Source organism: Halobacillus salinus (genome assembly GCF_004684905.1).
Lineage (GTDB): Bacteria > Bacillota > Bacilli > Bacillales > Halobacillaceae > Halobacillus > Halobacillus salinus.
In genome coordinates this window covers 974,952-1,000,433 of the sequence record NZ_SRJC01000001.1, presented here as the reverse complement: position 1 = coordinate 1,000,433, position 25,482 = coordinate 974,952, and the positions used below count along the sequence as shown (strand labels likewise).

Here is a 25,482-nt window from a genome sequence, read left to right as displayed (position 1 = left end):
TTGGAACTTACAGATCAGACCATGAGTATATCAAAAAGACAGAAGGAAGCCCTTCAGCAATTACTCTTTGCAGGTTTTTGGATCCGATTTTTCGCCTATATGATCGACCTTATCGTACTTTGGGGAGTCAATTCCATTGTCACTCGTCCACTCATCCGGTTGAGCGGTCTAGAAGGTGCGAAACTGTGGATCGATTTCTTCAGCGTCAACAATTTACTTACCACGTTGGTTTTCTTCCTGTACTTTGTTCTCATGACTAAGTACTTCAAAGCAACTTTAGGTAAAATGATTTTCGGGCTTTCCGTGGAGTCACTCAATGGCGATTCTCTTACAAACGGGCAAATTATTTTCCGAGAATGCATAGGCCGCTACATTAGTATGGCAATCGGAGGTCTGCCGTATATCGTCATTGCCTTCACCAAGCGCCATCAAGGCATCCACGATTACTTCGCTGATACTTCTGTCATGAAAGAGAAGTTCAAAACGCTCCATCAATCCATAGAGGAATAAAAGAAAGGGCGCCAGCATTCAGCCGGCGCCTCTAACAATTAGTTTTATAAATCGATTCTTTCAACACGGGCAAGCTCTTTATCTTCAAAGGTCAATGTGTAAACATCTGGCATCCTAAGTCCTCGCCAGAAATTAACGTCATAATTTGTATCGAAGGCACCCATAATTAGTGTCATGATATTACCGTGTGTCCCTACTACAACATGTTTTCCATTGTATTTCTCAAGTAACTGATTTAGAGCTTGAACACCCCTGTCTCTTGCCTCGACATTTGATTCTCCGCCCGGCCATGAGAAGGACTCATCTTCCCATACTGCTTCAATCGCTTTTTGAAAATCCGCCGCTCCTCCTTCCACTAATGTTCTCTCTTTCCATCCTTCCATTGTATGGACCTGCTTATGTAAATAATCGGCCAAGGGCTTTACCGTTTCCACAGCACGTTGATAAGGACTGGAAACGATGATGTCTATTGGGTACATACTCAGCTTTTCACAGAGTGCATTCGCATCAGCTCTACCCTCCTTCGAAAGTGGTCTTGTCCTCTCTTCAGTGGTGTAAGTAGAGTGTGCGTGACGCACAATATACAACTTCGTTATGATCATAACTCTTTCACAAGGATCCATTCATCCTGGATCGGAATTCCTCTTTCATTATATTCAGGAATCCCCGGTTTCCTTTTCCGGGCTTCTATCACGGCGTCTTTTCGAATATCCGTAACACGAAAACCTCTGTTCTGATAAAAACGGACCGCTTTCAAGTTGTCATTTGTCGTAGTCAATTTAACTTCCTTGTAACCTAAGGACCTCGCGTACGATTCTGCTTGATCCATTAACTCGGTGCCTATTCCAGCTCCTTCCTTCACACTATTCAGGGAGATAATTTCAAACTGCTCATCCGCCACAAACGTGACGCATCCAAGAATACTTCCGTCCATAACGATCGTGTACCCCGGCAGTCTATCACACTGAAAGCTTCCACTTGAAAGGACCATTTGAGGGGAACCCCAGTTATTATTGAAAAACTCTTTCAAAATGTGCTGATTTATTTCTTCATTCTCCATGATTTCCTTCTCAACACCTGGCTCTAACCCTGGATTAATTCTCGCGTAAACACACGTATCTGTTAACATGCCGCCGTCCACCGAACGGTCATCATTGACTATCGTTCCTTCAAGTCGGTATTCCAACTTCTCTGGAATAGCCCGGCTTCTACTGTTGTCGCGGTCGCATTGAATTTCCACACGTGCCATCTCAAGGTCTGTTAGTGCATAGTCGGTCAGTGCTTTTACAGCTTCCAACATATATCCCTTCCCACTGTACCTAGTATCAATCCAATAGCCTATTTCCAGCTTCGGAATATCCCAGTCGATATTATGAAACCCTGTTGAACCAATAAATTCACCGTTTTTCTTTGAGAACATGAGGTAACGAAGGTTCTCTCTAGACAAAAACTGAGCAGCAGCTTTTCTTGTGTTTATTTCCGTATCCTCTACACTAGGATTTTGATAGGCGAATGGCAGCCATTGACTCAATTCATGGATCGATGATTGTATTGCTTTATTCACTTGCTTGCCGTCGCCAGGTTGTGGTGCGCGCAGCAGAAGTCGGTCCGTATGCAATTCCCGTTTCACTTCGCGTAACATGTGATGCAAAGCTATCCCTTCTTTCTCTATCTGGTGATAATTACTATCAAACAATACTTCGACGGAGAATTCAATAGAATATTAGGAATTTTATACAAATTTGTCGATAAAAGAAGCAGTCCCGCTTAAGGACTGCTTTACATCTCAAGAGCTTCTGATGCTTGGTGAAGTATAGGTTTTCTCACAAAGACTTGATAAATACACGCGATAGAAGCCCCTCCACCATGCGCACTTCCGGAGCTGAGCGTTTTTGTTTTCACTTCAATTCCCTCATTTTTCAAAGTGCCTAAACGACCATAGTAGTCGTTTAAATCATCTGTTGAAAATAACAGTTCCCATTGTGTTTGGTCGAACCAATTTCCAATTGGCATGATGCATAACCGCCTTTTACATATACTTTGCACCTAAGTATATGTAAATATAGGCAATCTCATCCCTTTTTCTCAGCAAAAACAATGTGAAGTATATCATTGATTTTATTACAATCAACTTGAAAGCCTAGATTTTCAAGGTTTGAGACTAACCTGGAACGGTCTGCGTAATATTCATCTTCGATCGCTTCGATAGCATTTTCGTTTCCTTGGTTTTTAAATGCTTGTAATACTCTCGCTCGCTCTTCGTCATCATCAAACATGAGGTCAGCAATTACCAATCGTCCGAATGGTTTCAGAATTCGATTCATTTCTTCAAGGGCAAGGATTTTATCCTGTTCTTCTACGTGGTGCAGCGCGTAGCTTGTTGTAATGAAGTCTGCCGAGTGATCCATAACAGGTAGCCGTAAGAAATGTCCGTGTCTTGTGTCAATCTCTGGATAATGACTTTTACATATGGCTAACATCTCATCCGACTGATCGATACCAATTATTCGAGATCCTTTTTCCAGGAAACGAGAACCAAGGTTTCCAGTTCCTATCCCTATATCGACACCCGTCTCTCCAACACTTGCATCAATCAGCTGATAAGCTCTTTCTAATGCTTCATCATATCCTTCATGGACATTAAATGCATACCCTTCTTTTTTCAGGTCGACGTTATACGTCACCGCTTGCTGATCAAAACTCCAACGGTCGGTCCACGCCTGCCTTTTCTCTTTTAGTTCTTTTAGAAATTTAGCCTTCTCAAAGAGATCTCCAGATGGAGAAGCTATCATCTCATCCAGTGCTCCAATCATATCCTTAAGCTCGAGTAGGTCTGAGTACAAGATTGACCTTTGGTGATTCAAATGATGATCCAACTCTTGACCGTTCTCCATCGTATTTTTTATTTGGTTCGTAGACATACCGATTTCCCTCAATGAAAGGATGGTTTGTAGTAACTGAATTTGTTCTTCTCTGAAGATACGGTAATCATTGTGTGACTTCTCGGGTTTAATAAGTCCCTTTTCTTCATAATATCGAATTGTTCGTGACGTCGTATGTAGTTTCTGGGCAACTTGTTTGATATGCAAGTTCATTCCTCCTTCATAGCTTCATCATAAAGGTTGACGCTACGTAAAGGTAAAGGCTCTAATCATCTTTTTGTCATTTATCTTTTGAAAGTCCCTGCAACAGCAATCAAAAATATGACTATAAACACTAAACCAACACCAATTCATAGATTCACCATACATATTCACGTTCCTATATGTAGGTTCCCCTCTAACCGACGTATTGGTATAGAACTCATCTTCTAGACCGATTTCTTTATGCAATATTTCCCTTATAATGAATTTATCAGAGATAAGGAAGTGAAAACATGGAAAAAATCCAAAAAATTCTTGATGATCACGTTTATTCTAACAATATTCCAGGCATTAGTATTAGTGTAACCAACGATGAGAACACCCTGTCTCTCCAAAGTGGAAACACTTCTATTCAATCTAAAAAACCATTGAGCAAGGATGACTGCTTCCAAATAGGAAGTCTAACGAAAATGTTCATTGCAACTACCATACTTACCCTAAAGGATCGCGGGGACCTTCATCTAGATCAGTACGCAGTTGATTTTCTAAAGGATACTCCCGTTCCTGCAACTATCACCATCCGACAACTCCTACAGCATAGGAGCGGGCTTGAAGATTACATTATCCAAGAACATAACGAAAAGGCTCTAGTTGCATGGGGACTTACCGATGTCAAACTCCCCCCAGAATTTTTAGTGCAAAAAGCAGTGGACGCTACGGATAACGATCAGTCAGATGATTGTTATGCTTATTCCAATACGAATTATATAATTCTAGGCATGATTATTGAGAAAATCACTGGGCGTTCTGTATCAGAAGTACTGGATTTATTGTTCACACAGCCCCTAGGACTAAAGAACACCAGTCTTCCACAAGCGCCGGTTTCTTTGTCAACAAACGGCCACTCAAGGCTTACAGATGACCTGTCGGAAGAAACTGGTGAATTAAAAGAGCTTTCTGTGTATAACCCTTCCGTTCCATGGACAGCAGGAGCCATGACCTCAACACCAGAAGAGATTAATATGTGGCTGCATGCTCTCATGACAGGTAAGCTATTGAAGGATTCCTCCCTAAAGGAAATGATAGATTTCTCTTTCACCTCAGAAGAGACAGAGAAATACGGTTTAGGAATAGCCCAATTCCATGTTGCTGATGAAGTTTGTGCCATAGGACACCATGGAGGAATTCAGGGGTATGAGTCGCTCGCTCTCTATTTCCCTGAGGAGAACCTGTACCTGACTGTTCTAATCAATCAAATGCCCTCAGGAATAGGAGATATTGTGGAGGAACTATATAACGCGCTCGTAACCAAAGAACAAGCACAGAGTTGATTCACTCTGTGCTTATCTCACTGTAGCAGATGATAAAGCAGCCTGTCTTTATCATCAAAAAATTGCTTCATGGTTGTATAATGTTCGGTTTCTTCCAACGATACCTTTTCCATTCCATGTTCTGTAAGTTGAATGATGACAGCCTCCGGATAGGACATCAACAACGGGGAGTGTGTAGAGATGATGAATTGAGATCCTTGCTCTACTAACTCATGAATCCTTGCAAGCATGGACAATTGTCGAGTCGGTGATAATGCCGCTTCCGGTTCATCCAGAATGTAGAGCCCCTTCCCTCTGAATCGGTGCATGAATGCTGCAAAGAAAGATTCTCCATGAGACTGTGCATGAAGAGATTTCCCACCGAATCCATCGATCACTTTCGCTCCCCCGTATGGATCCTGGTCCATTTCTTCAATATTGGAAGCTACGTTGTAATAAGTTTCCGCACGAAAAAAGAAATGATCCCGAGGTCGTTTTGTCCCTTTTGAAACTCTTATGTATTCATCCAGGTTGGAATGGGAGTCGAAGCTCGAAAAATTGAAGTTAAGCGTACCCCCCTCCGCGTTAAAACCTACATTGACAGCCACTCCTTCTAATAAAGTGGACTTTCCCATTCCGTTCTCTCCTACTATATACGTCACATTCGGGTGAAAATAAAGAGGCCGGAATTGTTGAAAGATTGGAAGAGTTAGTGGAAAGGTTCCATTAGGAAGCTCTTCTTCTTTCAAGCGTAAGGAACGAATGTATTGTGTATGCTTGGTCAATTTCATTTAAATAAACCTCCTAACCTGCCATAGATATCAAGACGGAAGAAAGGCTACTATTCCCACCGTAAGTATGAATAGCAGTAACGTCGCAATAGCAAAATAGATCGCTCCTTCTTTAGTAAGTGAACGCTTAACGGTGAATTTTTTTGTTATGAAAAACAACACACTGAAGCCGACTGCAAACAGCAACAAGAATAGCCATGGCATTTGATCACATCCTTAATGTTTTTTTGCGATGACGACCCACGAAATAAAGACGCTCGACATATAGAGTGTAATTAATAGTTGTATAACTTCAGAAGCATTCAGCGAAACAGCAGTCGCTTCTATAAGGAACAATAGAATGGACATTACGCCTAACATAAAGAAAAAGGAGAAAAATAATCCCTTATAACGGATCAGGCGCATCCGCTCATCTTTCTGTTTGAACTGCGGATGCAAATAACTCATACAGAAGGCCATGATGGCTGTAGATAATAACGGTAGCGCATGCACCGGGAATAAATCGCCTGCTAAGATACCAATTGTAAGTATGAATATACACTGAAGTCCTAAGATGACTCCAGCACCTATATATATGGATGGATAGTGGTCTTTTGTCATTTCTTCTCCTCCTCATAAATAAATAACTCTTCAATGGCCACTCCGAAAAGTTTTGATAACTGAAAAGCAAGCGGCAACGAGGGGTAATAGCGGCCTTTCTCGATAGAAATAACCGTTTGTCTGGAGACATCCAGCGCTTGTGCCAGCTTATCTTGAGAATATCCATGTTTCTTTCTGAAAGATGCGACGTTGTTCTTCAATGACCTCTCCCTTTCACCTATACATTTTATGGTAATGTGTGCTTCAGTGTCAAGCTTCCTTTACAATAAACAATTGTGGCCTCAAACACTGAAAAAGGAGAGAAGCACCTATTAGGCGTTTCTCTCCTTTTTCTTGTTCTATATTTAGTTGTGAGAAAGGGCATAAATCCTTGCTTCATGTGGGTTCAATTCATTACTTTCCGATGCTGGATAATTTGAAAGAATCAGTTCTGCTCCGTTCAAATCTAAATCTAAGCGCTTGAGATTATTGATTGCGTCAGAATGATTCAAAAGGACAATCCATTCATTTCCTTCAAAAGACCTTTTATAGCAATAAAGATCCGGTTCATCAGCTGACAAGTCAGTATAATCCCCATATATCATGACAGGATTCCTCTTTCTTAATTGTATTAATGTTTGGTAGAAATAAAATACAGAATTCGATTCGTTCATTTCTTTTTCAACATTAATAGATGGATAATTCGGATTTACCTTTATCCATGGTTTCCCATCCGTGAATCCTGCATGTTCAACGTCGGCCCACTGCATTGGAGTGCGTGAGTTATCACGGCTTAACGGGAGCAACTCTTCGAAAACACTAGAAGGCTCACGGCCTTTATTCACTTCTTCTTCGTATTTATTCTTCATTGCTATGTCATGGTAATCATCAATAGAATCATAGCGGACCCCCGTCATCCCAATCTCTTCCCCTTGGAATATATAAGGAATTCCCGGAAGAGTATGAATCATTGTCGCGAGCAGCTTTGCTGATTCAACGCGGTACATACCATCATTGCCGAAGCGAGTCACCTGCCTCGTATGGTCGTGGTTATTTAAAAATTGTGAGTTGGTCCCCTTCCCTTTTAGTCCTTCGTACCATCGTTTTTGAATCTCTTTGAATCGGAGCATATCCCAACTCGGCATATCATCGGCGACTTCGAAGTGAAACAATGTATGAAGTTCATTTCGGTCTTCCCCGACATATAAGAGACCGTCTTCCGGTGTCACAAATGGAATCTCTCCAACAGTCATGATATCGTAATTCCGAAACACTTGTTCATTCATTTCTTGTAAGTATTCATGTATGCCTGGGTTATTACCTAAGTAACTTAACCCTTCAGGCTCGTCTGCATCTTTGAATCCTGCCTGCTTTGCCAATAGATTAATAACATCTAATCGAAAGCCGTCAATCCCTTTATCCAACCAGTAGCGCATCATTTCGTACATTTCTTGTCTCATTTGTTTATTTTCCCAATTCAAATCAGGTTGCTCTACGGCGAAGGAATGCATATAATATTGGCCAGTAGGCTCATGATAAGTCCATGCCGATGGCTCAAAATAGGAGCGCCAGTTGTTTGGGGGACCACCATTCTTCGGGTTTTTCCATATGTAATAATCTCTCTTCGGATTGTCAAGAGAGGATAAGGACTCCTGAAACCATGGGTGTTCGTGGGAGGTGTGATTCAGAACTAAATCCATGATCAGTTTCATGCCTCGCAAGTGCACTTCCTCAAGTAACCGTTCCCACGTTGCCATATCCCCCGCTTTATCCATTATCCGGTAGTAGTTTGAAATATCATAACCATTATCAAAGTCAGGAGATTCATAGCATGGGTTAAGCCAAATGACATCCACACCCAATTCCTTCAAATAATCAAGCTTATCTATGACGCCTTGAAGATCTCCAAAGCCGTCGGAATCCGTGTCGTTAAAGCTCCTCCAATAAACTTGGTACACCACTGCTTCTTTCCACCACGTACGCTTCATTTAATCGCCCTCTCGTAATCATCAGATACCACATATTATACAGGAAGAAACAGATGATGTAAGGGATTACATAATTGTGAGGAGGGGGATGATGGAGCAGTTCGCAGCTTGGGTGGAAGCTATAGGTACTATCATAGCAGCAATTGCGGAAACTCCGAGCTTCCGATGGTCATTATCACAGATGGAAAACTTAATGTTATGGGGAAATGTGCTACAGGCTACAGGAAACGGGCTTCTTGCGGATTTGAATCCCCCAGGAAGCAAGAACCAAATTGGTAACATCATTCAATCATCCGGTAACTCCACCATCGTTGCTAGCCTTCTATTTGATGTTACCAAGAGTCAAGAACAACTGCTCACGGTTCAAGGAAATCAACTCCAAGCCTTAGGAGCATCCCTATCCCTCGTAGAAGGGTTGGAACAAGGAGATATCATCAGCATCTATAGTAATGCACTACAAGCGAAGGGGAATATCCTTCAGGCAGAAGGGGCAAAAAGAAACCGTAAAGACTGGTCATTAGCTGGTAGTTGGATCCAAGCTACAGGTGCAACATTAGCTGCCATATACGTAACTCCCAATGAGTAAAGTTCTATCTATTTTTCGCTTATGTTTAGATGATCAGGAAACGTGCCTCAAGAAACGTTCAACATCACGGCGTGACTTAAGTATGATTACTTCTTTATTTAAAGAATGAACCTGTAACTTCTTCAATAGATGAGGTCGTTTGTTTTCAGGATAATGAAATATCCATTTCAAAAACTGCCAGGAGAGCTGTTCAGGACAGCCACCAGCCATGTCTTCGCGATCACGATTGCGGTTTAAAACATAGCGCTTAAGTATCCTATATAAACAAACGAACCTGGAAATATCCAGAAATATAATGGTATCTGCTTCATTCAACCTAATGTCCAAAGTAGAGTTATAGTTTCCATCAACGATCCACGTATCTTCCTTCACAATGCGTTGCTGAATAGCGACTTGTTGCTCTTTTGTCACAGGAACCCAACCAGGAAGCCAAAGAAGAGAATCCAGGTGATACAGATCTATATTAATTTGGTTCGATAGTTTTTTTGCAAAAGTAGATTTACCAGAACCTCCAGAGCCGACAATAGCAATACGCCTCATCATTTCACCCCCATCTTTACAGTCAGCGTCACTTCTTCTCGGAACACACCCTCAGAATTAATATTCAAAAGCTTACTTCGAACTTCTTCTTCAAAGGCTGCTTGGTTTTCTAGAAAATGCTTGGATCCAAACGAGGTAGAATAATGATTACCTAGTATCGTCTCAACCGACCATTCTTGAGTATATTTCGGAAACGTGAAGTTCCTGTAGGTAAAAGGGGATTCTTCAATTATTTGGGCGTGGCTGATCTCAGGGTGGGAATAAGTAGTGTTACCTGCTTTCCGCTCATTTCCATAGAACATTTCAACCACTTTTTGAAACTCTTTCTGCCATATGGTGGGCTCTCTAGTAGGGTCGTACGTATCGATGATTGCAACTCCTCCCCCATCTTTAGTAAACGGGTAAAGCTGTTCGAGCGTCTTTTTTCGATCCATCCAATGAAATGATTTTGCCATGATGACAAGGTCAAGGTTAACTTGATGAGTATCAAGATAAGAATCCAGTGTTCCCTCCTGAAATTCGATATTCCTTAGACGAAGCTCTCCAAGCAGTCTTCTTGCTTGTTCGACCATCTCTGGTTCTTGGTCAACCCCGGTAATTCGCTCACACCAATCAGCTAATCGAACCGTCAGATGCCCAGTACCACATCCAAGGTCCAAAATGTGATTAGACCCATTAAGATGGAATTGTTCTACAAGAAAACGAATTAGCATAGACGGATAGACCGGACGGTATTTTGCATAATAAGGTGCCGATCCTTTGAATAAATGGTTTCCGTATCCAGGCATAAAATCCTCCTTTGAAATAAAATTCCAATCCAGCTCGAAACTTTCTCAAAGTGCCCCTAGTTTTTATTAATTTACGTTGTTAATTCAAGCGAGGACTGACGATTGATTTCTTCTACAACAGCTGCAACATGTCGATTGTCGGTTGATATATAAGTGGAGAAATCATGAACAGAAAAACTTTCTAAACAACGTTCTATCTGCTGAAAGCACCAATTCCCTTTCTCTTCTCCCCGCTTTAATAGTCTAGTTTCAATAGTTTCTCGAGATGCTTCCAAACAATAGTGATCAGTTCGGCAGATGTCCTCGAATCCACCTCTTATGTAATTGAAATAATCGTAGTTATAAATGGTCATGGGAACAATTAGATGTTTATCATAGGTGTCTACTAGAGACCTAGCAACCTTTACGACGTACTCCCTCCAAAGTACATAATCTTGGAAGTTTCCAGATGGAGCTTCTAATTGTTTCGATCCCTCGGGAAGTAACTCCCTCAGGAAAAACCCGACCACTTCTGGGTCATAAACTATACTGTTAGGCAATTGACTTTGCAAAGATTCAGCAACTGTCGTTTTCCCAACTCCGAACGCACCATTTATCATAACGATCATGAACCTCATCCTTTCCTATACATAAGCAATGCCTACCCCGTATGAGGCAGGCAACATTGTTACATGAGTAAAAATTCGTTCTCATAAATATAAGAGTAATTGATATCAATGAAAAGAAAATATTGATCTGTCAACGGGAAGCTGAATGTTCTAATGAGCTCTTTTGTTTCGATATCCGAATAGACATCAGACAGGATGCCCTTCTTCCACGTTTTCATTTGCATGACATTCTCAAGGAAATATGGTCGGAATGCCCAATTCGAGCCCTTCTTATTATGTTCTGGCTCCCAGGAATCCTTGTACTTTCTGAAGTTAGAAGAAATTTGTATTCCGTCCGCATCACAAATGAACATCCGGAAGCTCGATTCATCAAACTCAGTTGTCAGCCGTTCAAGAAACCCATCCACTTTCTTCGCGCCTTCCCACTTCGTCACAATCTCCCCCAATTTCCGCTCCCATGACAGCACAAAATGCAAACGTTGGTCGACTAAGGCTTTCTCTCTTTTGATATAGTGGTTCACTTTTTCTTCCACGCTGATTCTCAATGATTCCTTAGAGGAAAGTTCAAAACGTGGCTCAGCCAAGTAATAGCCTTGATAGTAACGACCACCATGCTTCCACGCGAAGTAGAGCTGGTAATCGTCTTCGATTGTTTCAAAGAGCATTGCAGCACCGATTCGGTTAGCCAGCATCGACAAGGAATACATAATATCCTGAAATCCTTGCGAGTCATTGTTTCGAATATGCATCGTATCGACCTTCAAGATATGAGGCTCTAACTGACGGATACGGTCGATATTAGAACTCTTTGCTCCCACATGATCGACGGCAATTTGAATACCGAACGTTTTATAGTACAGAAGAAGATGATTGAGAGCTTTGAAATCCTCGTCGAAATCGTGCTCCCGCACTTCAATAACGATTCGGTTCAGCTCAAGCCCTCTTTCCTGGAATTCAAGAAGCAACTCTAACAAATCCTCCCCATCATTAACCATCAGTTCCTTTGCACTTCTGTTAATGAATACAAGCCCCTCTACACCTTGGTCTAAAACTTCCTGCAAAGCAATATTCAAGAGGTGTTGATCGACTTCCACTTTGAATTCTTCCGGTACGTCTGGATGGAGAAAGAAAAACTTCAAGCTACACCACTCTTCACCATCATAATAGCGTCCAAGTACTTCATGCCCTCTTACATCGTGGCGTATAGCACTAACAATAGGTTGATAAACAGGCCTTACGTTATGTAAATTCCCAATGACATCTAATGGATCCATGTGACTCACTCCTTCGTTCTCTACTTATTGTATCATGAGAATCGACCTTCAAAGGAAGTGAATCACACTGCTTTTCTATTATTCTGACTACTAAGGTTCAAAATGAGTAATGATAAAAACAAGAAAAACTAGCTCAAAGTACACAGGATAATTCCAATTGATATGGAATGTACAAGATAAGGAGGGGTACATCATGGAAGTCCATTGTTTCTTCTGTAAGAAAGACTATTCCATCACACGATCAGATCCACAATACATCAAGCTCGTTCAGAACCGTGGTGGCAGTTATGTTTGTAAGTCTTGTAATCAATCCATGCAACGTGATGCCCAAGCAAGCACGGGGCTTCATCCTGATCAAATCGATGCTTATGATAAATTCCTAAAGTAACATAACAAACGGCTCTGAGGGTAATACCAGAGCCGTTCCGCTTACGTAGCACCTCCATTCCACTCTGGTTGGATGATCGAAAAGACTACCGCGTCGTGCGATTGCTTTCTTTGATATAAATATCCGCGAAGAATTCCCTCTTCTTTGAATCCGATACTCTTCAATAAAGTTCGCGATGAGTCGTTTTCAACGAATGTAACAGCTCCGACTCTATATAAATCCAAATTTTCCATCGAATAATGGAGTACTTCATTGACGGCTTCCCGGGCATAACCCCTTCTCCAATAATCAGGATGGACTTCATAACCGATCTCAGCCTTCTTCCCTAGTAATTGTAGTCTGTTAAGTCCTATAGTTCCTATAAAAGCTTTGCTCTCCTTTTCAATTAACCCCCATCTGATCGCCTGCTGACTTTCAAATCCTTCTTGAAAAGAACGAATGATCTCTTCTGCTTGACTTCTATCAGTCAAGCTCTCCATTCCATAGTAATACGTTACTTCATCGCGTGACATGATGTCATAGAAAGCATCAGCATGCTGCGATTTAATTCTTGTGAGGCACAACCTTTCTGTATGTAATTCTGGAAATTCCATAAACACCATCCTTCTATGCTTCTCTATAAATGCCACACTCTTCTTTAACTTACTAATTATGTTCGGCAGAGCCCATCCCGAGAACATAACCATCTGGGTCTTTCACGTAGAATTCCCTCCACGTGCCCCAGTTCATCTGCATAGATTGAGGTTCTTGAACGACACCTACCCCTTTCTCCTTCCATTCTTCAAATAATCTATTCAAAGATTCAATATCTTCTGTGTAACCATAAGCGTGAGATAAGCCTGGTTTTGGTGCTACCCAGCTAGCTGGATCAGATTGGATTAACTTGAAACCTAGTTTAATATCATCGTTTCTTAAAGCCCACCAGTCTGTCACTTCACAACCATAAACGGTTTGATAGAAATGACTTGAGCGATTGAGATCGGACACGTATAAAACAGTCAGGGATTGAATGCTATTTTCCATCTATTACACCTCTTCGGATTGTGTCATAAAGTTCTACATCAAGATGCTTATCAGAACTGGGAAACGCGCTATATTTTTCGAGATGCCAAGTATTTAATAACCTCTCACACCCTTTTTTTGAAATCCAGTCATGAAGTTCTCGATAGGCTTTCATGATATAGGTGTGTGGGCCTTGGTAAGTGATGGTCGCATAGGTTTGTTCAGGTATGGTCAATTCTTCCATCCCTTCCGGAAGTTCACCAAACTCCCCCACCTCCATACACACCCAATAGCCGTCAACATCAGGATGGCATGCATCCACCATAAACACACCGTAATATCCATTAGATGTGACAACATGAGGGATTTCACTCTTCTGAACAAATAGTTGATCTACAGCTTTTGGAATCTCTTCCACGTATTCCTCCCCGGAACGACACAACACACGGAATCCCACTAATTTTAATGCTGGTAATGATTTGTTAGCTGCTTCTTGAATCAATAATTTCATGGTTAGCCCCTTCTAGTATTTAATAAATCCACCTTATACCGAAACTATTCTATAAGCATCGTCCATTTCCTTCTAATTCCAATTAATAAAAGCAAACTATTGCCGCTAAGATCAACCATGTTTTGCTTTCAAGCGAAAGTGGTAATAGTATTCTACAATAAAATAAAAATGGCGCTTACAAGATTTGTATAAGGAACTGGAAAGGTTTATGGAAGTGTCTTTAGCGCTATACATTAGGGAGATACGGATGAGTATTTATGATTACAAAATAAAAACAACAAGCGGATTTACTAAAAGCATGGAACGCTATAGAGGAAAGGTCGTTCTGATTGTTAATACAGCTACAAAGTGTGGATTCACGCCACAATTGGAAGATCTACAAAGAATGCAGAAGAAATATGAAGACCAAGGGTTGCAAATTCTTGGCTTCCCTTCTAATCAGTTCGCAGAGCAAGAGCCACTCCAAGATGGAGAAATCGAAACATTCTGCGCTATGAACTTCGGGGTCAATTTTCCACTTTTTAAAAAGGTTGACGTGCGCGATGCTGACGCCCACCCCCTTTTCACTTATCTTACCGAGCAAGCACCATTTAAAGGCTTTAATTTAGAACACCCGACAGGAAAATTACTCAAAGCAATGCTGGATGAGCGATACCCCCATTATATGGAGGGGGATTCGATTAAGTGGAACTTTACCAAATTTTTGATCGACAGAAATGGAGAAGTCGTCCAGCGTTTCGAGTCTACAACAGAGCCAATTGACATGGAAGAGGAGGTTCATGCTCTCCTAAAATAATAGTAACCCCCTCCATTTTCAATGGAGGGGGTTAAATTATTTCAATATAATGAGCTTCTATCACCTTATTCCTATGTTACCTTAAAAGGTAACTGTGGTGACTGGCATCACGATAACACTTGTGCATAAGAGCGGAATGAAGTATGATGGAAATAGTGATTTTTTTTAGAGGAGCGTATATATGAAACAATCCATTTATGGACTGACGTTCGACCAGCTGACAGAATGGTTAGTGGAACATGGTGAGAAGAAGTTCCGTTCTAAACAAGTTTGGGACTGGCTTTACCAAAAACGCATCACACAATTTTCTGAGATGAAGAACGTGAACCCGTCATGTATAGATAAATTAACGGAACACTTCACAATCGAAACGTTAACAGAAGAAATTAAGCAAGAATCAAAGGACGGCACAATTAAATTCCTTTTCAAGCTGGATGACGGTAATGTCATTGAAACAGTCTTGATGAGATTTAATTACGGGCTTTCAGTTTGTGTAACGACCCAAGTTGGTTGTAACATTGGGTGTTCGTTCTGCGCAAGCGGAATCCTCCGCAAAAGCCGCGACCTGACAAGCGGAGAAATTGTCGAACAGATTATGCAAGTACAACAGCATTTAGATAAACAAGGGAAAGACGAGCGAGTCAGCCACATTGTAGTAATGGGAATTGGTGAGCCATTTGATAACTATGACAACCTTATCGACTTCCTTCATGTTGTGAATGATCAAAAAGGGTTGTCAATCGGCGCACGACATATCACTGTCTCAACGAGTGGAATCGCTCCAAAAATGTACGAATTTGCGGACGAGGGCATTCAAATTAATTTAGCTTTATCCATTCACGCACCAAATAACGAACTACGTTCTCAAATAATGAAGATCAACAAAGCTTATCCGTTAGAAAAACTTATGCCAGCTATCGATTATTATCTCGAGAAGACAAACAGAAGAATTACCTTCGAATATATCCTTCTAAGAGATGTCAACGACCACGTGAAAGAAGCACACCAATTAGCGGATCTGCTTATGGATAAAAAACATTTATCTTATGTTAACTTGATTCCTTATAACCCTGTTGCGGACCACCCATATGAACGAAGTGAGAAAGAAGCGATTCTTTCCTTCTACCAGACTTTGATGGACCGTGGTATAAAATGCGGAGTGCGTACAGAGCACGGTACAGATATCGATGCTGCTTGTGGTCAGCTACGCAGTAAGCAAATTGAAAAAGAAAAAGCGAGAAAACGGAAACAAGCACAAGTGAATTAATGGATAAAAACTCAGTGTTCATCCCGAACACTGAGTTTTTTGTATCCAATACTGTCCCATCTTAAAAAGTTTTTTCGTTCAAGCCCCTTAATAGAACTTTTCAAAAATGCTAGAGCCATCTTGTTTGGAGGTTATTCTATTCCATTTGTTTCAGTATGCGAACGAGTTTTACCTTCGTTTCATGTAAAGGAGGGTGTTCGTTCTGCACCTCTTCCTCAAAGAACGTGGAGAAAGATTGGCCTTTATACCTTGGAATAAGATGCAAATGGTAGTGATCTAGATCATTAAAATGACCCCCGTTTTGCATGACCGTCATCCCATCAGGTTGAAATGCCTTTTCCAAGACAAGAGACAGCAATTGGGAAACTTCCATTATAGTATTGGCGATTTGAATAGGTAATTCACTGAGTTCCCTAACGTGTGTTTTAGGAAGTATCAAAACATGCCCCTCGTTGTAAGGGTTATGGTCGAGTATGCATGTGATTTGTTCGTTTTCAAATATGACATGAACAGTATCTTTTTGGTTAGCTAACTTACAACCGAGACATTTCAAATTTCAATCTCCCCATTTTCAAAATATCCTATATCATCTAAATACGAACGAGCTAATAAATATCCATTCATCGAAAGTAGCTGTGTCTGCAGCTGACCTCTCTGACACTTCCGAAAGAATTCATGAAAAGGAACATGTTCTATATGTATATCTTCTGTCTTATCTAATTTCTGCTGCATAGTTTGCTCAGCCTCAAGCATTAAGTATGTTTTCACTCTATTTGTCTGAACAGCCGGATTCACAAAATATTCCCCTAATAAGACTGGAGGATATGGTGACGTGTATCCTGTTTCTTCTCTAACTTCCCGAATCACACCTTCTATATCTGTTTCGCCTTGCTCTCTCTTCCCGGCCGGAATTTCAGAAAAGAACTCCCTAGCTCCATGACGGTATTGATGGACCAGTACCATTTCGTAATCCTTATTAATGACGACAGCGTTCACCCAGTCTGGGTATTGGTTTACGATATAATCATTTATAGTAGCACCATTCGGTAACACGCAACTCTCCCTGCTCACTTTCACAAAAGGTGTATCGATATAAGTCTCCTTTTCATGAACCTGCCACTTCTTCACGTCTCACCCTTCTCCCTCATCGCTCTCATCACGCCTTTCTTCTTTTTTCGTCCTTTTGGGTTCTCTTCTTGGAATTCCTTAACTGCCTGGCCAGTTATTTGATCAAAAGGTATATAGAAGTTATTTGGTACCTCTCTTTTAATGACCTCATTATAAGTGACTCTCACAATCAACCCGAGAAACGCTCCTACCGCGACAAGAATACAAATGATCAAGACGGTCACTTGATCATGCTTTTCATTCAAACTGATTGATAAACGTTATAAACCCTTGTTTAGTGAACAGTTTAGAATTTTCCTCACAAATGTGCTGCACTTGGTAACTGACGCCTGCATCCTCCCAAACTACTGATGCAACATCTCCTTGTTCTGAATAATATCCTACTTCCCCTACTTCCAATTCCACTTCTTCTGCCTGAAGAGGGACTCGAAGTGTTCCTTCCACAGCCGTTATAGCCAACACTTCTTTATCTTCTGGCCTTGCAAAGATATTCAAAGAGTAAGACTGTGCTTTACCTTCTGGATAAGCCGTACTCATCAACTTATAAGCTTCAAAAGGTAGGATGGTTGGCAGCTTCACATCTATGGAAAGTTCTTCGAGATCTGCAGCTACTTCCTTATCATTAAACGTTGATTCGGCATCAATATGATGGGCGCAACCGCTGAGCAATATACTTAAAGCTACGAAGCCTAACAACACAATAGATTTCCACACAAAATCCCCCCTAAGTCGGCTACTTTTTTTGCCAGGAAATATCCAGGCAACCACCCTTCTCTTCTACCCTTATTTCAACCTAAATTATCATTAAATGTATATTTTTTACATAAATTCATGTAAAAAACGAGAGGAGCAGAGCATCCTCCTCTCTTTATTTTCCCAAGAATCCCCCATCCGAATGGATGGTTTGTCCTGTAATCCAATCCGCTTCGCTACTTGAAAGGAAGCGAATCAATTTTGCGGCATCTTCAGGTTTGCCAATCCTCCCCTTTGGAAAGAGCGGAAGCAGCTGATCCCTCAAATCATTATTAATCCATCCCGAATCTGTAGGTCCGGGGTCTACGGAATTGACTGTAATCCCTAGGGAGGCTAATCCCACTGCCAACGGATACGTTAGAGCCTTGACCGCCCCTTTGGTTGCAATATAGGCAAGGTTATTGGGGTCTGGTCCTCCTGATACGAGGAATAGGATCCGCCCGTCTCCACCTGAAGGAAACGCTTTTTCAAACCGCTTCGCGAATGCAGTACTTAACAAGATAGGTCCTCGATTATTAACTTGGTAATAATGGTCAAGTACCGAACCATCTAAAGTTCGAAAATTCGTCTCAGATTGATAGGTTGCATTATGTACTAATATAGAAGCCGTGCCCAAACGCTTTTCAACCTCATCTAGCAAGTCGACCGAGGCGTCTTCAAATGATAAGTCTAAACTCATTTGTTCTGCCCTAACCCCGTATGCTCTCAACTGCTTTGCCAGCAGTTCTGGCCATTCAGGTTCTTCTCCATTACCTTCCACAGAAGAATCATAACTTCTGAAGTGTGTAAAGAATACATCTATCCCATCCGCAGCTAACGCATGACAAATGGCTGTTCCGATTCCTTTTGAACGGCTTGCTCCTGTCACAATTGCGACTCGGTTGTTCTGAACCATCTATCTCTCTCCTGACTATTATTATTTCTACTGATGCCGTGTCATTGTAATAAATTGTGTTATCCCGTTGGTAAACTCAGCTTCCTTTGAGAACCCAACCTTCTCATAGAGATGTATCGCTCTCGTATTGAACGTAGCGACGGACAGTCTGATCATGTAGTCTCCATATTTCAGTTCTAATTCGTCAAGGATGGCCACAACAAAGTCTAACCCATGTCCGTTACCTGTATAAACGGGGTTCATACCAAGCCCCATATCAATCGCATCTCCCTCATACACACCGTATTTATTCCCGGCGGGTACTTGAGCAGACACCCCGCTGCAATAATAACCAAACAGCCGGTTCTGATCATCGACCAGGGAGAAATACGTCCCATTCAAAAACTCAGCCAAATTTTCTTCTGCTCGCTCCTGATTATATATTTCGTATGGTGCTTCGTATTTCCAGTCCAGTATATGTAAAGCATCTTCCTTGGTCATATTTCGTTTCGATAACTTCATCAATTCATTGCTCCTATGTCATAAGAATTCGCTGATTCGGGATAATTCCGACTGCAAGGTTAACCAAGACAGACCGACAGTAAAAAGGATGCCCCATACTTCTCCTTTTTTTAAAGGCTCATCCTTCAGCCGGTCAGTAAAGAAAGAAAAAAGGAACGCCCCTACGGATGTGAAAAACAACAAGTAAGAAGAATCCAAGCTGTCCACATCACTCTCCAACTTACTAATTCTCCAAGCTTCCTCCTCAGTAAATTGGACCTTCACTTTTTGGTCCTTCAACCCAAATATGTCCATCGTTTGGAGAGAAATAGAACCAGGATGCTTTGCTACTATTTCGTATCCATTCGGATGAAACTCCGCCTCATAAGATAACCAATAACTGCATGCAAAACAGATTAGCAAGGCTAATATCCATACTAGGAACATTCTCACTTTATCCATTGTCGTTCTGCTTGAATCTTCCACACCCTCTCTCCTCTCCCCTTCGATATATATATCTTCATATATGGCTGAGAGAGCATCTATAAACATAACGCTTGGCTCTATGTAGTCTCCATTCTGCCATAACCTTATTTATCCACTACAGTATGGCAAATTTTCCGAAAAGTCTCAACCCATCGCAAACAGAACCCACCTTCTAATACGAAGAAGGTGGGTTCTGAAAATTCATATTGACCTTGTCCATGAGCAATGAAATGCACTCCCTATGTCTATTTGGACTGGACCCGGAATTGTTTCGCTTGGGATTTCGCAAAATCTACGATGTATTTACGTATTTCCGGAGACATCTCATGCTTGGCAGGGTAGAAAATCTTAGTAGTAGCCTCATCAATTATTTTTATCCTTTCTCCCCCTCGTGTGTACAAAGTGACATAGAGAAATGGTTCTTTCATTTTGTTTTCGGTGAGGAATTCCTTTGGAAAGTCTGCTGTGAGAAGCAAACGATCCTCCACCTGTTTTAAGGAGAGTTGACTGAATAACTTTAAATTACTTAATTCATTCAAATACAAATTCGCAATCCCCTTTCTATTAAATGTTCATAAAGCTTCCCGTCATATAACATCCTAGCTTCCCCTTTAACAAATAAAATACACATATGGACATTTCGCTCCACTATGTAATGTGGCAGTTTATGAGAGAAGAGATGTATTTATACCTTGAACTCATGGAGGTTTTTATCCCCAATATAAAAAAACAGACCGAGCTTGCGGTCTGTATTATTTATATAGATGGACCTTTATCTTCCTCGATGGTTGACTAAACATCAAATAAGGCTTTGCTTCATAGGGGAAATATTGTAGTTTGTACGATTCTAAGCTCAATATCTTAACATAGAAAAACAAATCCTTATTATTATGAAGTGAAAGGCTGAACGTTTGACCTTCATACAAAAATGCAATTTTCGAATACCCTTCTTCTTTTAAAAGAGCTACTACATCCAAGCGACTACTCTCCTTGAATCAAACGATAAGCTCATTATGTTAACATTTCTCGATTTTTTCCAGTTCATTCAGAGCTCTGTCTAACTTTTGAGATATCCTTAGAATTTTTTCATATCGATCTTCTTGTTCCAAGGCATGATACATCTCGCTCCTCAAATCTTCAATTTCTTCTTCTAGTCTTAGCTCTGCTATCATAACTTAGCCCCCCTAATGTAACTATCTTTACCCCGAAGTTATACTGATAAAACATTTCCAGGGATCTTTTTTGAAATATACTACTACTCCGCTTAACTCTAGTACGTGATATGATGAAACTAAAAGGGAGATATATAATGGATAACCCTAAAAGACTAAGAGATTATCACATTTCAATAGGCGAAATGCCACCAGGAGCAGAGAACTCCATTACGGATCTAGAAGGGGTTACAGTTGGACACGCCACGCTCGATGACGCCGATTGTCAAACAGGCGTCACTGCAATCATCCCACATCAGGGTAATCTCTTCCGTGAGAAGTTGATCGCGTCCAGTCACATCGTTAACGGGTTTGGAAAAACGATGGGGACGATTCAATTAAATGAATTAGGACTACTAGAAACCCCGATCATTTTGACGAATACGTTGAGTGTAGGTACAGCAGCGGACTGCTGTATAGAATATATGTTAAATCAAGCACCAGAGATCGGCCGCACGACCGGCACAATCAATCCAGTCGTCGGGGAATGTAATGATATGCTGCTCAACGACATACGAGCACAATCAGTACAAAGGAAACATGTATTCCAAGCTTTAGAGAATGCTCAGAAACAAGTGGCAGAAGGAAGTGTCGGGGCTGGACGCGGCATGCTTTGTTACTCTTTGAAAGGTGGAATTGGAACTTCTTCTAGGAAAATCACACTTTCATACGGAACATATACCTTAGGAGTATTGGTCTTAACAAACTTCGGAATATTGAGAGATTTAACGATTCAAGGACGCCCACTTGGAAAAGAGTTAAAAGAGAAACTCCTACAAAATACAGAAGAAAAAGATAAAGGATCTGTAATGGTCATTGTCGGCACAGACTTGCCTGTTTCAGAACGGCAGCTCAACCGTATCCTCAAGCGGTCTATAACGGGGTTGTCGAGAACAGGGTCGATTGTCACTCATGGAAGTGGCGAAATTATTCTCGGTTTCTCTACTGCGAATAAAATTCCTCATGAACCGAACGAACCCGTCTCTTCCCAACTCATTCCCGAACAGGATTTAGATGATGCATTTCGGGCAGTAGGGGAAGCAACGGAAGAAGCAGTGCTGAACTCTTTATTAACAGCTTCAAGTGTAACCGGCCGTGACGGAAACAATAGACCCGCTCTAAAAGATCTTTTAAGGGAATTTAAAGTCAGGCTCAGCCTCTAACACTGAGAAGTTATAAGCTTTCGTTTTTGTTTCATAATGCCCTGTTGATGAGCATACTGTTAGTGTACCGATCCCAATAATGAGAACGGACCTCATCACTTTGATTCTCACTTTCGACATAAACGGATTTAACACATTTTACTTCGCCCGTGCAATGTTTTCCGACACCCTAATTTAGTGCTTTTGTGGTAAAATAGATTCAAACTATTCCGACAATAAAGCAAAGGAGCTCATGCCACAAATGAGATTAGCCAGAAAAAAGTTTTTTTCTCCTAGAGATCACGTGGGTTATGCCTACATTTATGGTGTAATCGGACTTTTTATGCTAGCTGGCTTAATTGTTGCCCTGTTGATCAATGGAGCTGTGGAGAACCTCACGTTAATTCTACTTTGTGGTTTCCACCTCTATATGATGACTTACCACACGGTCCAAGCAAAAAAAAGACGGTGAGCCTGTTTCACAAATGAATTCCAATAACTCACGAAGCCGGCATGTCACGGTTACTCCCAGTACACTCCTTTAGTGTTGGGAAGACTGCCGGCCTTTTGTATGCTTCCACAACAGAAACCCTCCTTCACTCCTTCCATTCTTAACCGCCGACCATTGTTACAGCATCCTTCGTTGTTTAAATGAAGTTAGATTATCGACTCTACCCAATATTTCACCTCGTCTTTCACCCTAGCAGGATTATCTATGTATAATTCATGCGTCGAATCGCAAATGTCGATCACTTGTACAGGTGCACGTAAAGTAATCCGTTCTGTTTCCCTCTCCCTGATAGAATGAAGTTCTTCGGGTTTTGTACTTCTCATCAACAGCGTAGGCACCGTCCAATTTTCAATGGTTGCACTTGATGGCTCTTCAGCCATTTCTCGTGTCAAATCTGCCGCAGTATCTATATCTACTTTCAACCTGATTTTCCCGTTCTTTTCGTGCATATTTTCTTTCATCAAGTCCGATCCAGGTTCACTCATAAAGGATGCCCACGTCGGGAAAACAAACGTTTCACAGTGAGCTCTAGCTCGCATTATTTCCTCTTCAACGGTTGTACCTAGAGGTTCCGCTCTCAAATACCCACCGTCTAGTAAAATGAGGCTGCTTACCCTGTCTGGATAACGTACAGCGAACTGAAGCGCAAGATCCCCTCCGATCGAATGTCCTGCAAGATGAGCATGATCCAACTGTAAGCTATCCATGATAGTTAAGAGCCATGTAGAAAGTCCCTCTTTCGTCACCCTCCCAAACGCTTCTGAATCCCCATGTCCAGGAAGATCCACAGCTATTACGTGGTAGCGGTCACTAAGGCTTCTCATCAATGGATAAAAGGTCTTGCCAGTACTACCAAGGCCATGCAGGAATAAGATGGTTGGTCTTGGTGGTCGATGGTCTTTCTTTAGGTAGTGAATATAAGTCTGTTGATTGTTTATCTTGTACCGTTCGCTTTTCATTTCCCCTTCCTCCTTACCTTCTCTAAAGAGACTGCCCTAATAAAAATGAGACAGCCATTTACCTGTCTCGCACATTACTTATTACCATCAATCGATGCCCCTATATGAAATGCTCTGACGAACCCTGTCACCATCAAGACGAGACCAACTGTTATGACAATCCCCATTAGCTTCTTTCCTCTTCTCTACCGTCAAAATCCAAATCAGCTTTCCCTAATGCGTAAAGTACGAAAATAGAGACTATTATTCCTAGAATGGTCAGAATTGCTTCCATGATAGTCCTCCTTGTCGTAATCGTCAGTATATCCATCCATACGTCCGTCACCAAGAATACGTTTCACCTTATGGCAAATTCGGACTCAAATATTTTCTTTTTATCGATTTGTTGGTATGCTAATAAGGGTAAATTGCAGCAAGAGAGGAACGGTTTAGACTTGATGAAATTTGAAGAAAAATTTGACTGGCAGCTTCTGTTTATCATGTGCTGCTTTATTACAGTCAGTGTAATTGCTTTATATAGTGCACAACAGAGTCCTCAATACGATTCAAACTTCGCTATTAAGCAGCTGGTCTTTTACAGTATCGGCGCCATTATGATTGGTATGATGCTATTAGTTGACCCAGACGATTACAAAAAAATCAGTTGGTACTTATACGCATTCGGGAATTTGATGCTTTTCGCTCTTGTTCTGGCTCCAGACTCCATTGCACCTGTGATCAAGGGACAGAAAAGTTGGTTCCAACTCCCTGGTGCTTCTTTACAACCATCTGAATTCATGAAAGTTTTCACTGTTCTGGTGCTTGCAAGGGTCATCGCAAAGCATCACGAAAGAAACAAAAAGACGCTCAAAAAAGACTTCATGTTGCTTGCTAAATTGGTCGGCACGACAGCTTTACCACTGCTGTTGATCATGCAGCAGCCTGACCTTGGAACGAGTCTCGTTTTCATCGCGATTCTAAGCGGTATGATTCTAGTTTCAGGGATTTCGTGGAAGATCATTATTCCAATCTTTCTAACCGTCGCTTCCTTGGGTACGTCGTTGATCTTGATGGCGATCAAAACACCCCAGTTGCTCGACAAATACTTAGGCGTACAACAATATCAACTTGCTCGAATCTATTCGTGGCTTCAGCCAACTAAATTTGAAGACTCATCCGGTTATCAGCTTGTCAAAGCAATGCGTGCCATTGGTTCTGGCCAGCTGTATGGAAAAGGGTTTGGCGATCGGGAAGTATACTTACCAGAAAGCCAGACGGACTTCATCTTCAGTATTATTGCAGAGGAATACGGATTCATGGGCTCTTGTGTGGTGCTCGTTCTGTTTTTCTTCTTAATATATAGATTTACTGCAATTGCGTTTAATGCAAACCATGATTACAGTTCGTACGCAATGGTCGGGATTATTAGCATGGTCGCATTCCATGTCTTCCAGAACATAGGTATGTCAATCCAACTTCTTCCGATTACAGGAATCCCATTACCCTTCATCAGTTATGGAGGTAGTGCACTACTCGGCGCACTTATGGCGATAGGGTTTGCCTTCTCTGTGTCATACCACCAAAAGACGTATATGTTTGGTGACTGATCATTCTCCCCCTTTCTTTCACAAGAAAGGGGGAGGTTTTATTTTGGCAGTTCTTTCGTATAGTAAGCGGAGACGATAAACAGTATCCCTAGTATAAGGAACCCAAGCCCTCCAATGCCTTCATACGCATAACTGATCAAAGCTACTACCGGAGCAAGGTGAAGGCAAACAGGCGTAACCCAGCTCTTTTTACTATAGTTACGGTCTGATGCTACCCTTTTCCTAATCGTTAGATAAGCAGAAGCCGAGATGATGATAAGTGTAATAATAACTAGCACACTGAATTTCATAGGTAGTTCGGATCCTTTCT

35 protein-coding genes and 1 pseudogene are annotated in these 25,482 nt (G+C 41.4%); 8 read left to right on the top strand and 28 right to left on the bottom strand.

The window, feature by feature from the left end; genetic code table 11:
* Positions 1-510 (top strand): RDD family protein, encoded by a 510-nt coding sequence (locus tag E4663_RS05475; RefSeq protein ID WP_241657113.1) that lies wholly within the window; start codon positions 1-3, stop codon positions 508-510.
* Positions 511-554: 44 nt separating this feature from the next.
* Here the strand turns inward: E4663_RS05475 and E4663_RS05470 are convergent, their stop codons facing one another.
* From E4663_RS05470 to E4663_RS05455, 5 genes and pseudogenes are all read right to left on the bottom strand, one after another.
* Positions 555-1,106, bottom strand: coding sequence for a histidine phosphatase family protein (locus E4663_RS05470; protein WP_135327570.1), 552 nt, complete (start codon positions 1,104-1,106; stop codon positions 555-557).
* A 2-nt stretch (positions 1,107-1,108) separates the two neighbouring features.
* Positions 1,109-1,570 carry a GNAT family N-acetyltransferase gene (locus tag E4663_RS20125; protein ID WP_277752107.1) on the bottom strand — a complete coding sequence of 154 codons (462 nt, stop codon included), beginning with the start codon at positions 1,568-1,570 and terminating at the stop codon, positions 1,109-1,111.
* A 42-nt stretch (positions 1,571-1,612) separates the two neighbouring features.
* Positions 1,613-2,161, bottom strand: a pseudogene (locus tag E4663_RS20120) (GNAT family N-acetyltransferase); the annotation flags it as partial.
* Positions 2,162-2,289: 128 nt separating this feature from the next.
* Positions 2,290-2,523, bottom strand: coding sequence for a hypothetical protein (locus E4663_RS05460; protein WP_079479866.1), 234 nt, complete (start codon positions 2,521-2,523; stop codon positions 2,290-2,292).
* 59 nt (positions 2,524-2,582) lie between these two features.
* A complete protein-coding gene (locus E4663_RS05455; RefSeq protein WP_158290428.1) occupies positions 2,583-3,599 on the bottom strand; it encodes a MerR family transcriptional regulator in 1,017 nt (338 codons plus the stop codon).
* Between the two features lie 287 nt (positions 3,600-3,886).
* Between E4663_RS05455 and E4663_RS05450 the strand changes: the two genes are divergently transcribed.
* Complete coding sequence (locus tag E4663_RS05450) at positions 3,887-4,924, top strand: serine hydrolase domain-containing protein (RefSeq protein WP_135326902.1); 1,038 nt, start codon at positions 3,887-3,889, stop codon at positions 4,922-4,924.
* A 17-nt stretch (positions 4,925-4,941) separates the two neighbouring features.
* Here E4663_RS05450 and E4663_RS05445 read toward each other — a convergent pair whose 3' ends face one another.
* The 5 genes from E4663_RS05445 to E4663_RS05430 all read right to left on the bottom strand — a co-directional run bounded on the left by E4663_RS05445 (position 4,942) and on the right by E4663_RS05430 (position 8,261).
* Positions 4,942-5,694: an AAA family ATPase gene (locus E4663_RS05445; protein ID WP_135326901.1), complete on the bottom strand. Its 753-nt coding sequence runs from the start codon at positions 5,692-5,694 to the stop codon at positions 4,942-4,944.
* 30 nt (positions 5,695-5,724) lie between these two features.
* Positions 5,725-5,898 carry a hypothetical protein gene (locus tag E4663_RS19730; protein WP_158290427.1) on the bottom strand — a complete coding sequence of 58 codons (174 nt, stop codon included), beginning with the start codon at positions 5,896-5,898 and terminating at the stop codon, positions 5,725-5,727.
* A 12-nt stretch (positions 5,899-5,910) separates the two neighbouring features.
* The gene (locus tag E4663_RS05440) at positions 5,911-6,294 is read right to left on the bottom strand and encodes a permease (RefSeq protein ID WP_079479862.1); all 384 of its coding nucleotides are present in this window, start codon (positions 6,292-6,294) and stop codon (positions 5,911-5,913) included.
* Positions 6,291-6,494: a helix-turn-helix transcriptional regulator gene (locus tag E4663_RS05435; RefSeq protein ID WP_079479861.1), complete on the bottom strand. Its 204-nt coding sequence runs from the start codon at positions 6,492-6,494 to the stop codon at positions 6,291-6,293. The genes E4663_RS05440 and E4663_RS05435 overlap by 4 nt, the downstream gene beginning before the upstream one ends.
* Before the next feature lie 144 nt (positions 6,495-6,638).
* Entirely contained in the window at positions 6,639-8,261 is a 1,623-nt protein-coding gene (locus tag E4663_RS05430; protein ID WP_135326900.1) for a glycoside hydrolase family 13 protein, read from the bottom strand.
* Between the two features lie 91 nt (positions 8,262-8,352).
* Here E4663_RS05430 and E4663_RS05425 point away from each other — a divergent pair, with 91 nt between their 5' ends.
* Positions 8,353-8,847: a DUF6944 family repetitive protein gene (locus E4663_RS05425; protein ID WP_135326899.1), complete on the top strand. Its 495-nt coding sequence runs from the start codon at positions 8,353-8,355 to the stop codon at positions 8,845-8,847.
* A 33-nt stretch (positions 8,848-8,880) separates the two neighbouring features.
* Here E4663_RS05425 and E4663_RS05420 read toward each other — a convergent pair whose 3' ends face one another.
* The 4 genes from E4663_RS05420 to E4663_RS05405 all read right to left on the bottom strand — a co-directional run bounded on the left by E4663_RS05420 (position 8,881) and on the right by E4663_RS05405 (position 12,057).
* Positions 8,881-9,387, bottom strand: coding sequence for a DNA topology modulation protein (locus E4663_RS05420; RefSeq protein ID WP_135326898.1), 507 nt, complete (start codon positions 9,385-9,387; stop codon positions 8,881-8,883).
* On the bottom strand, positions 9,387-10,175 hold the full coding sequence (locus E4663_RS05415) for a class I SAM-dependent methyltransferase (protein WP_135326897.1): 789 nt from the start codon (positions 10,173-10,175) through the stop codon (positions 9,387-9,389). The genes E4663_RS05420 and E4663_RS05415 overlap by 1 nt, the downstream gene beginning before the upstream one ends.
* 71 nt (positions 10,176-10,246) lie before the next feature.
* On the bottom strand, positions 10,247-10,783 hold the full coding sequence (locus tag E4663_RS05410; protein ID WP_135326896.1) for an AAA family ATPase: 537 nt from the start codon (positions 10,781-10,783) through the stop codon (positions 10,247-10,249).
* A gap of 59 nt (positions 10,784-10,842) precedes the next feature.
* Positions 10,843-12,057, bottom strand: a complete 1,215-nt coding sequence (locus E4663_RS05405) for an EAL domain-containing protein (protein WP_135326895.1) — start codon at positions 12,055-12,057, stop codon at positions 10,843-10,845.
* Positions 12,058-12,250: 193 nt separating this feature from the next.
* On the opposite strand from E4663_RS05405, the gene E4663_RS05400 reads away from it, so the two are divergent.
* The gene (locus tag E4663_RS05400) at positions 12,251-12,445 is read left to right on the top strand and encodes a hypothetical protein (RefSeq protein WP_135326894.1); all 195 of its coding nucleotides are present in this window, start codon (positions 12,251-12,253) and stop codon (positions 12,443-12,445) included.
* Positions 12,446-12,486: 41 nt separating this feature from the next.
* On the opposite strand, the gene E4663_RS05395 is transcribed toward E4663_RS05400, so the two are convergent.
* Genes E4663_RS05395 through E4663_RS05385 form a run of 3 tightly spaced genes read right to left on the bottom strand, consistent with a single transcriptional unit; the run spans position 12,487 to position 13,958 of the window.
* A complete protein-coding gene (locus E4663_RS05395) occupies positions 12,487-13,038 on the bottom strand; it encodes a GNAT family N-acetyltransferase (RefSeq protein WP_135326893.1) in 552 nt (183 codons plus the stop codon).
* 52 nt (positions 13,039-13,090) lie between these two features.
* Positions 13,091-13,468, bottom strand: a complete 378-nt coding sequence (locus tag E4663_RS05390) for a VOC family protein (protein WP_135326892.1) — start codon at positions 13,466-13,468, stop codon at positions 13,091-13,093.
* The gene (locus E4663_RS05385) at positions 13,458-13,958 is read right to left on the bottom strand and encodes a GyrI-like domain-containing protein (protein WP_135326891.1); all 501 of its coding nucleotides are present in this window, start codon (positions 13,956-13,958) and stop codon (positions 13,458-13,460) included. The genes E4663_RS05390 and E4663_RS05385 overlap by 11 nt, the downstream gene beginning before the upstream one ends.
* Before the next feature lie 247 nt (positions 13,959-14,205).
* Between E4663_RS05385 and E4663_RS05380 the strand changes: the two genes are divergently transcribed.
* Positions 14,206-14,754 carry a glutathione peroxidase gene (locus tag E4663_RS05380; protein ID WP_135326890.1) on the top strand — a complete coding sequence of 183 codons (549 nt, stop codon included), beginning with the start codon at positions 14,206-14,208 and terminating at the stop codon, positions 14,752-14,754.
* A gap of 181 nt (positions 14,755-14,935) precedes the next feature.
* Positions 14,936-16,021, top strand: coding sequence for a dual-specificity RNA methyltransferase RlmN (rlmN, locus tag E4663_RS05375; RefSeq protein WP_135326889.1), 1,086 nt, complete (start codon positions 14,936-14,938; stop codon positions 16,019-16,021).
* 136 nt (positions 16,022-16,157) lie between these two features.
* On the opposite strand, the gene E4663_RS05370 is transcribed toward rlmN, so the two are convergent.
* The 9 genes from E4663_RS05370 to E4663_RS05330 form a co-directional block, all read right to left on the bottom strand.
* Positions 16,158-16,574: an HIT family protein gene (locus E4663_RS05370; protein ID WP_135326888.1), complete on the bottom strand. Its 417-nt coding sequence runs from the start codon at positions 16,572-16,574 to the stop codon at positions 16,158-16,160.
* Positions 16,571-17,149 carry an NUDIX hydrolase gene (locus tag E4663_RS05365; RefSeq protein WP_135326887.1) on the bottom strand — a complete coding sequence of 193 codons (579 nt, stop codon included), beginning with the start codon at positions 17,147-17,149 and terminating at the stop codon, positions 16,571-16,573. Before E4663_RS05365 ends, E4663_RS05370 begins: the two co-directional genes overlap by 4 nt.
* Positions 17,146-17,394 (bottom strand): DUF3951 domain-containing protein, encoded by a 249-nt coding sequence (locus E4663_RS05360; RefSeq protein WP_158290426.1) that lies wholly within the window; start codon positions 17,392-17,394, stop codon positions 17,146-17,148. Before E4663_RS05360 ends, E4663_RS05365 begins: the two co-directional genes overlap by 4 nt.
* Positions 17,387-17,863 (bottom strand): hypothetical protein, encoded by a 477-nt coding sequence (locus E4663_RS05355; protein ID WP_079479845.1) that lies wholly within the window; start codon positions 17,861-17,863, stop codon positions 17,387-17,389. Before E4663_RS05355 ends, E4663_RS05360 begins: the two co-directional genes overlap by 8 nt.
* 154 nt (positions 17,864-18,017) lie before the next feature.
* A complete protein-coding gene (locus E4663_RS05350) occupies positions 18,018-18,797 on the bottom strand; it encodes an SDR family oxidoreductase (protein WP_135326885.1) in 780 nt (259 codons plus the stop codon).
* Positions 18,798-18,824: 27 nt separating this feature from the next.
* Complete coding sequence (locus tag E4663_RS05345; protein WP_135326884.1) at positions 18,825-19,298, bottom strand: GNAT family N-acetyltransferase; 474 nt, start codon at positions 19,296-19,298, stop codon at positions 18,825-18,827.
* 18 nt (positions 19,299-19,316) lie between these two features.
* Positions 19,317-19,739, bottom strand: coding sequence for a hypothetical protein (locus E4663_RS05340; protein WP_135326883.1), 423 nt, complete (start codon positions 19,737-19,739; stop codon positions 19,317-19,319).
* Between the two features lie 269 nt (positions 19,740-20,008).
* The gene (locus E4663_RS05335; protein WP_241657112.1) at positions 20,009-20,302 is read right to left on the bottom strand and encodes a hypothetical protein; all 294 of its coding nucleotides are present in this window, start codon (positions 20,300-20,302) and stop codon (positions 20,009-20,011) included.
* A gap of 477 nt (positions 20,303-20,779) precedes the next feature.
* Entirely contained in the window at positions 20,780-20,935 is a 156-nt protein-coding gene (locus E4663_RS05330) for an aspartyl-phosphate phosphatase Spo0E family protein (protein WP_079479839.1), read from the bottom strand.
* Positions 20,936-21,072: 137 nt separating this feature from the next.
* Between E4663_RS05330 and E4663_RS05325 the strand changes: the two genes are divergently transcribed.
* On the top strand, positions 21,073-22,137 hold the full coding sequence (locus tag E4663_RS05325) for a DmpA family aminopeptidase (protein WP_135326881.1): 1,065 nt from the start codon (positions 21,073-21,075) through the stop codon (positions 22,135-22,137).
* Between the two features lie 636 nt (positions 22,138-22,773).
* Here the strand turns inward: E4663_RS05325 and E4663_RS05320 are convergent.
* On the bottom strand, positions 22,774-23,586 hold the full coding sequence (locus tag E4663_RS05320; RefSeq protein ID WP_135326880.1) for an alpha/beta fold hydrolase: 813 nt from the start codon (positions 23,584-23,586) through the stop codon (positions 22,774-22,776).
* A gap of 437 nt (positions 23,587-24,023) precedes the next feature.
* Here E4663_RS05320 and E4663_RS05315 point away from each other — a divergent pair, with 437 nt between their 5' ends.
* The gene (locus E4663_RS05315; RefSeq protein ID WP_135326879.1) at positions 24,024-25,172 is read left to right on the top strand and encodes an FtsW/RodA/SpoVE family cell cycle protein; all 1,149 of its coding nucleotides are present in this window, start codon (positions 24,024-24,026) and stop codon (positions 25,170-25,172) included.
* Positions 25,173-25,210: 38 nt separating this feature from the next.
* On the opposite strand, the gene E4663_RS05310 is transcribed toward E4663_RS05315, so the two are convergent.
* Complete coding sequence (locus E4663_RS05310; protein WP_135326878.1) at positions 25,211-25,450, bottom strand: hypothetical protein; 240 nt, start codon at positions 25,448-25,450, stop codon at positions 25,211-25,213.
* Between the last annotated feature and the right edge of the window lie 32 nt (positions 25,451-25,482).

Coding starts and splice junctions, on each gene's coding strand:
- E4663_RS20125 (WP_277752107.1), bottom strand. CDS start 1,570: ATGGAGAATGAAGAAATAAATCAGCACATTTTGAAAGAGTTTTTCAAT.
- E4663_RS05460 (WP_079479866.1), bottom strand. CDS start 2,523: ATGCCAATTGGAAATTGGTTCGACCAAACACAATGGGAACTGTTATTT.
- E4663_RS05450 (WP_135326902.1), top strand. CDS start 3,887: ATGGAAAAAATCCAAAAAATTCTTGATGATCACGTTTATTCTAACAAT.
- E4663_RS05445 (WP_135326901.1), bottom strand. CDS start 5,694: ATGAAATTGACCAAGCATACACAATACATTCGTTCCTTACGCTTGAAA.
- E4663_RS19730 (WP_158290427.1), bottom strand. CDS start 5,898: ATGCCATGGCTATTCTTGTTGCTGTTTGCAGTCGGCTTCAGTGTGTTG.
- E4663_RS05440 (WP_079479862.1), bottom strand. CDS start 6,294: ATGACAAAAGACCACTATCCATCCATATATATAGGTGCTGGAGTCATC.
- E4663_RS05430 (WP_135326900.1), bottom strand. CDS start 8,261: ATGAAGCGTACGTGGTGGAAAGAAGCAGTGGTGTACCAAGTTTATTGG.
- E4663_RS05425 (WP_135326899.1), top strand. CDS start 8,353: ATGGAGCAGTTCGCAGCTTGGGTGGAAGCTATAGGTACTATCATAGCA.
- E4663_RS05420 (WP_135326898.1), bottom strand. CDS start 9,387: ATGAGGCGTATTGCTATTGTCGGCTCTGGAGGTTCTGGTAAATCTACT.
- E4663_RS05415 (WP_135326897.1), bottom strand. CDS start 10,175: ATGCCTGGATACGGAAACCATTTATTCAAAGGATCGGCACCTTATTAT.
- E4663_RS05410 (WP_135326896.1), bottom strand. CDS start 10,783: ATGATCGTTATGATAAATGGTGCGTTCGGAGTTGGGAAAACGACAGTT.
- E4663_RS05405 (WP_135326895.1), bottom strand. CDS start 12,057: ATGGATCCATTAGATGTCATTGGGAATTTACATAACGTAAGGCCTGTT.
- E4663_RS05400 (WP_135326894.1), top strand. CDS start 12,251: ATGGAAGTCCATTGTTTCTTCTGTAAGAAAGACTATTCCATCACACGA.
- E4663_RS05395 (WP_135326893.1), bottom strand. CDS start 13,038: ATGGAATTTCCAGAATTACATACAGAAAGGTTGTGCCTCACAAGAATT.
- E4663_RS05390 (WP_135326892.1), bottom strand. CDS start 13,468: ATGGAAAATAGCATTCAATCCCTGACTGTTTTATACGTGTCCGATCTC.
- E4663_RS05385 (WP_135326891.1), bottom strand. CDS start 13,958: ATGAAATTATTGATTCAAGAAGCAGCTAACAAATCATTACCAGCATTA.
- E4663_RS05380 (WP_135326890.1), top strand. CDS start 14,206: ATGAGTATTTATGATTACAAAATAAAAACAACAAGCGGATTTACTAAA.
- rlmN (WP_135326889.1), top strand. CDS start 14,936: ATGAAACAATCCATTTATGGACTGACGTTCGACCAGCTGACAGAATGG.
- E4663_RS05350 (WP_135326885.1), bottom strand. CDS start 18,797: ATGGTTCAGAACAACCGAGTCGCAATTGTGACAGGAGCAAGCCGTTCA.
- E4663_RS05345 (WP_135326884.1), bottom strand. CDS start 19,298: ATGAAGTTATCGAAACGAAATATGACCAAGGAAGATGCTTTACATATA.
- E4663_RS05340 (WP_135326883.1), bottom strand. CDS start 19,739: ATGGATAAAGTGAGAATGTTCCTAGTATGGATATTAGCCTTGCTAATC.
- E4663_RS05330 (WP_079479839.1), bottom strand. CDS start 20,935: ATGATAGCAGAGCTAAGACTAGAAGAAGAAATTGAAGATTTGAGGAGC.
- E4663_RS05325 (WP_135326881.1), top strand. CDS start 21,073: ATGGATAACCCTAAAAGACTAAGAGATTATCACATTTCAATAGGCGAA.
- E4663_RS05320 (WP_135326880.1), bottom strand. CDS start 23,586: ATGAAAAGCGAACGGTACAAGATAAACAATCAACAGACTTATATTCAC.
- E4663_RS05315 (WP_135326879.1), top strand. CDS start 24,024: ATGAAATTTGAAGAAAAATTTGACTGGCAGCTTCTGTTTATCATGTGC.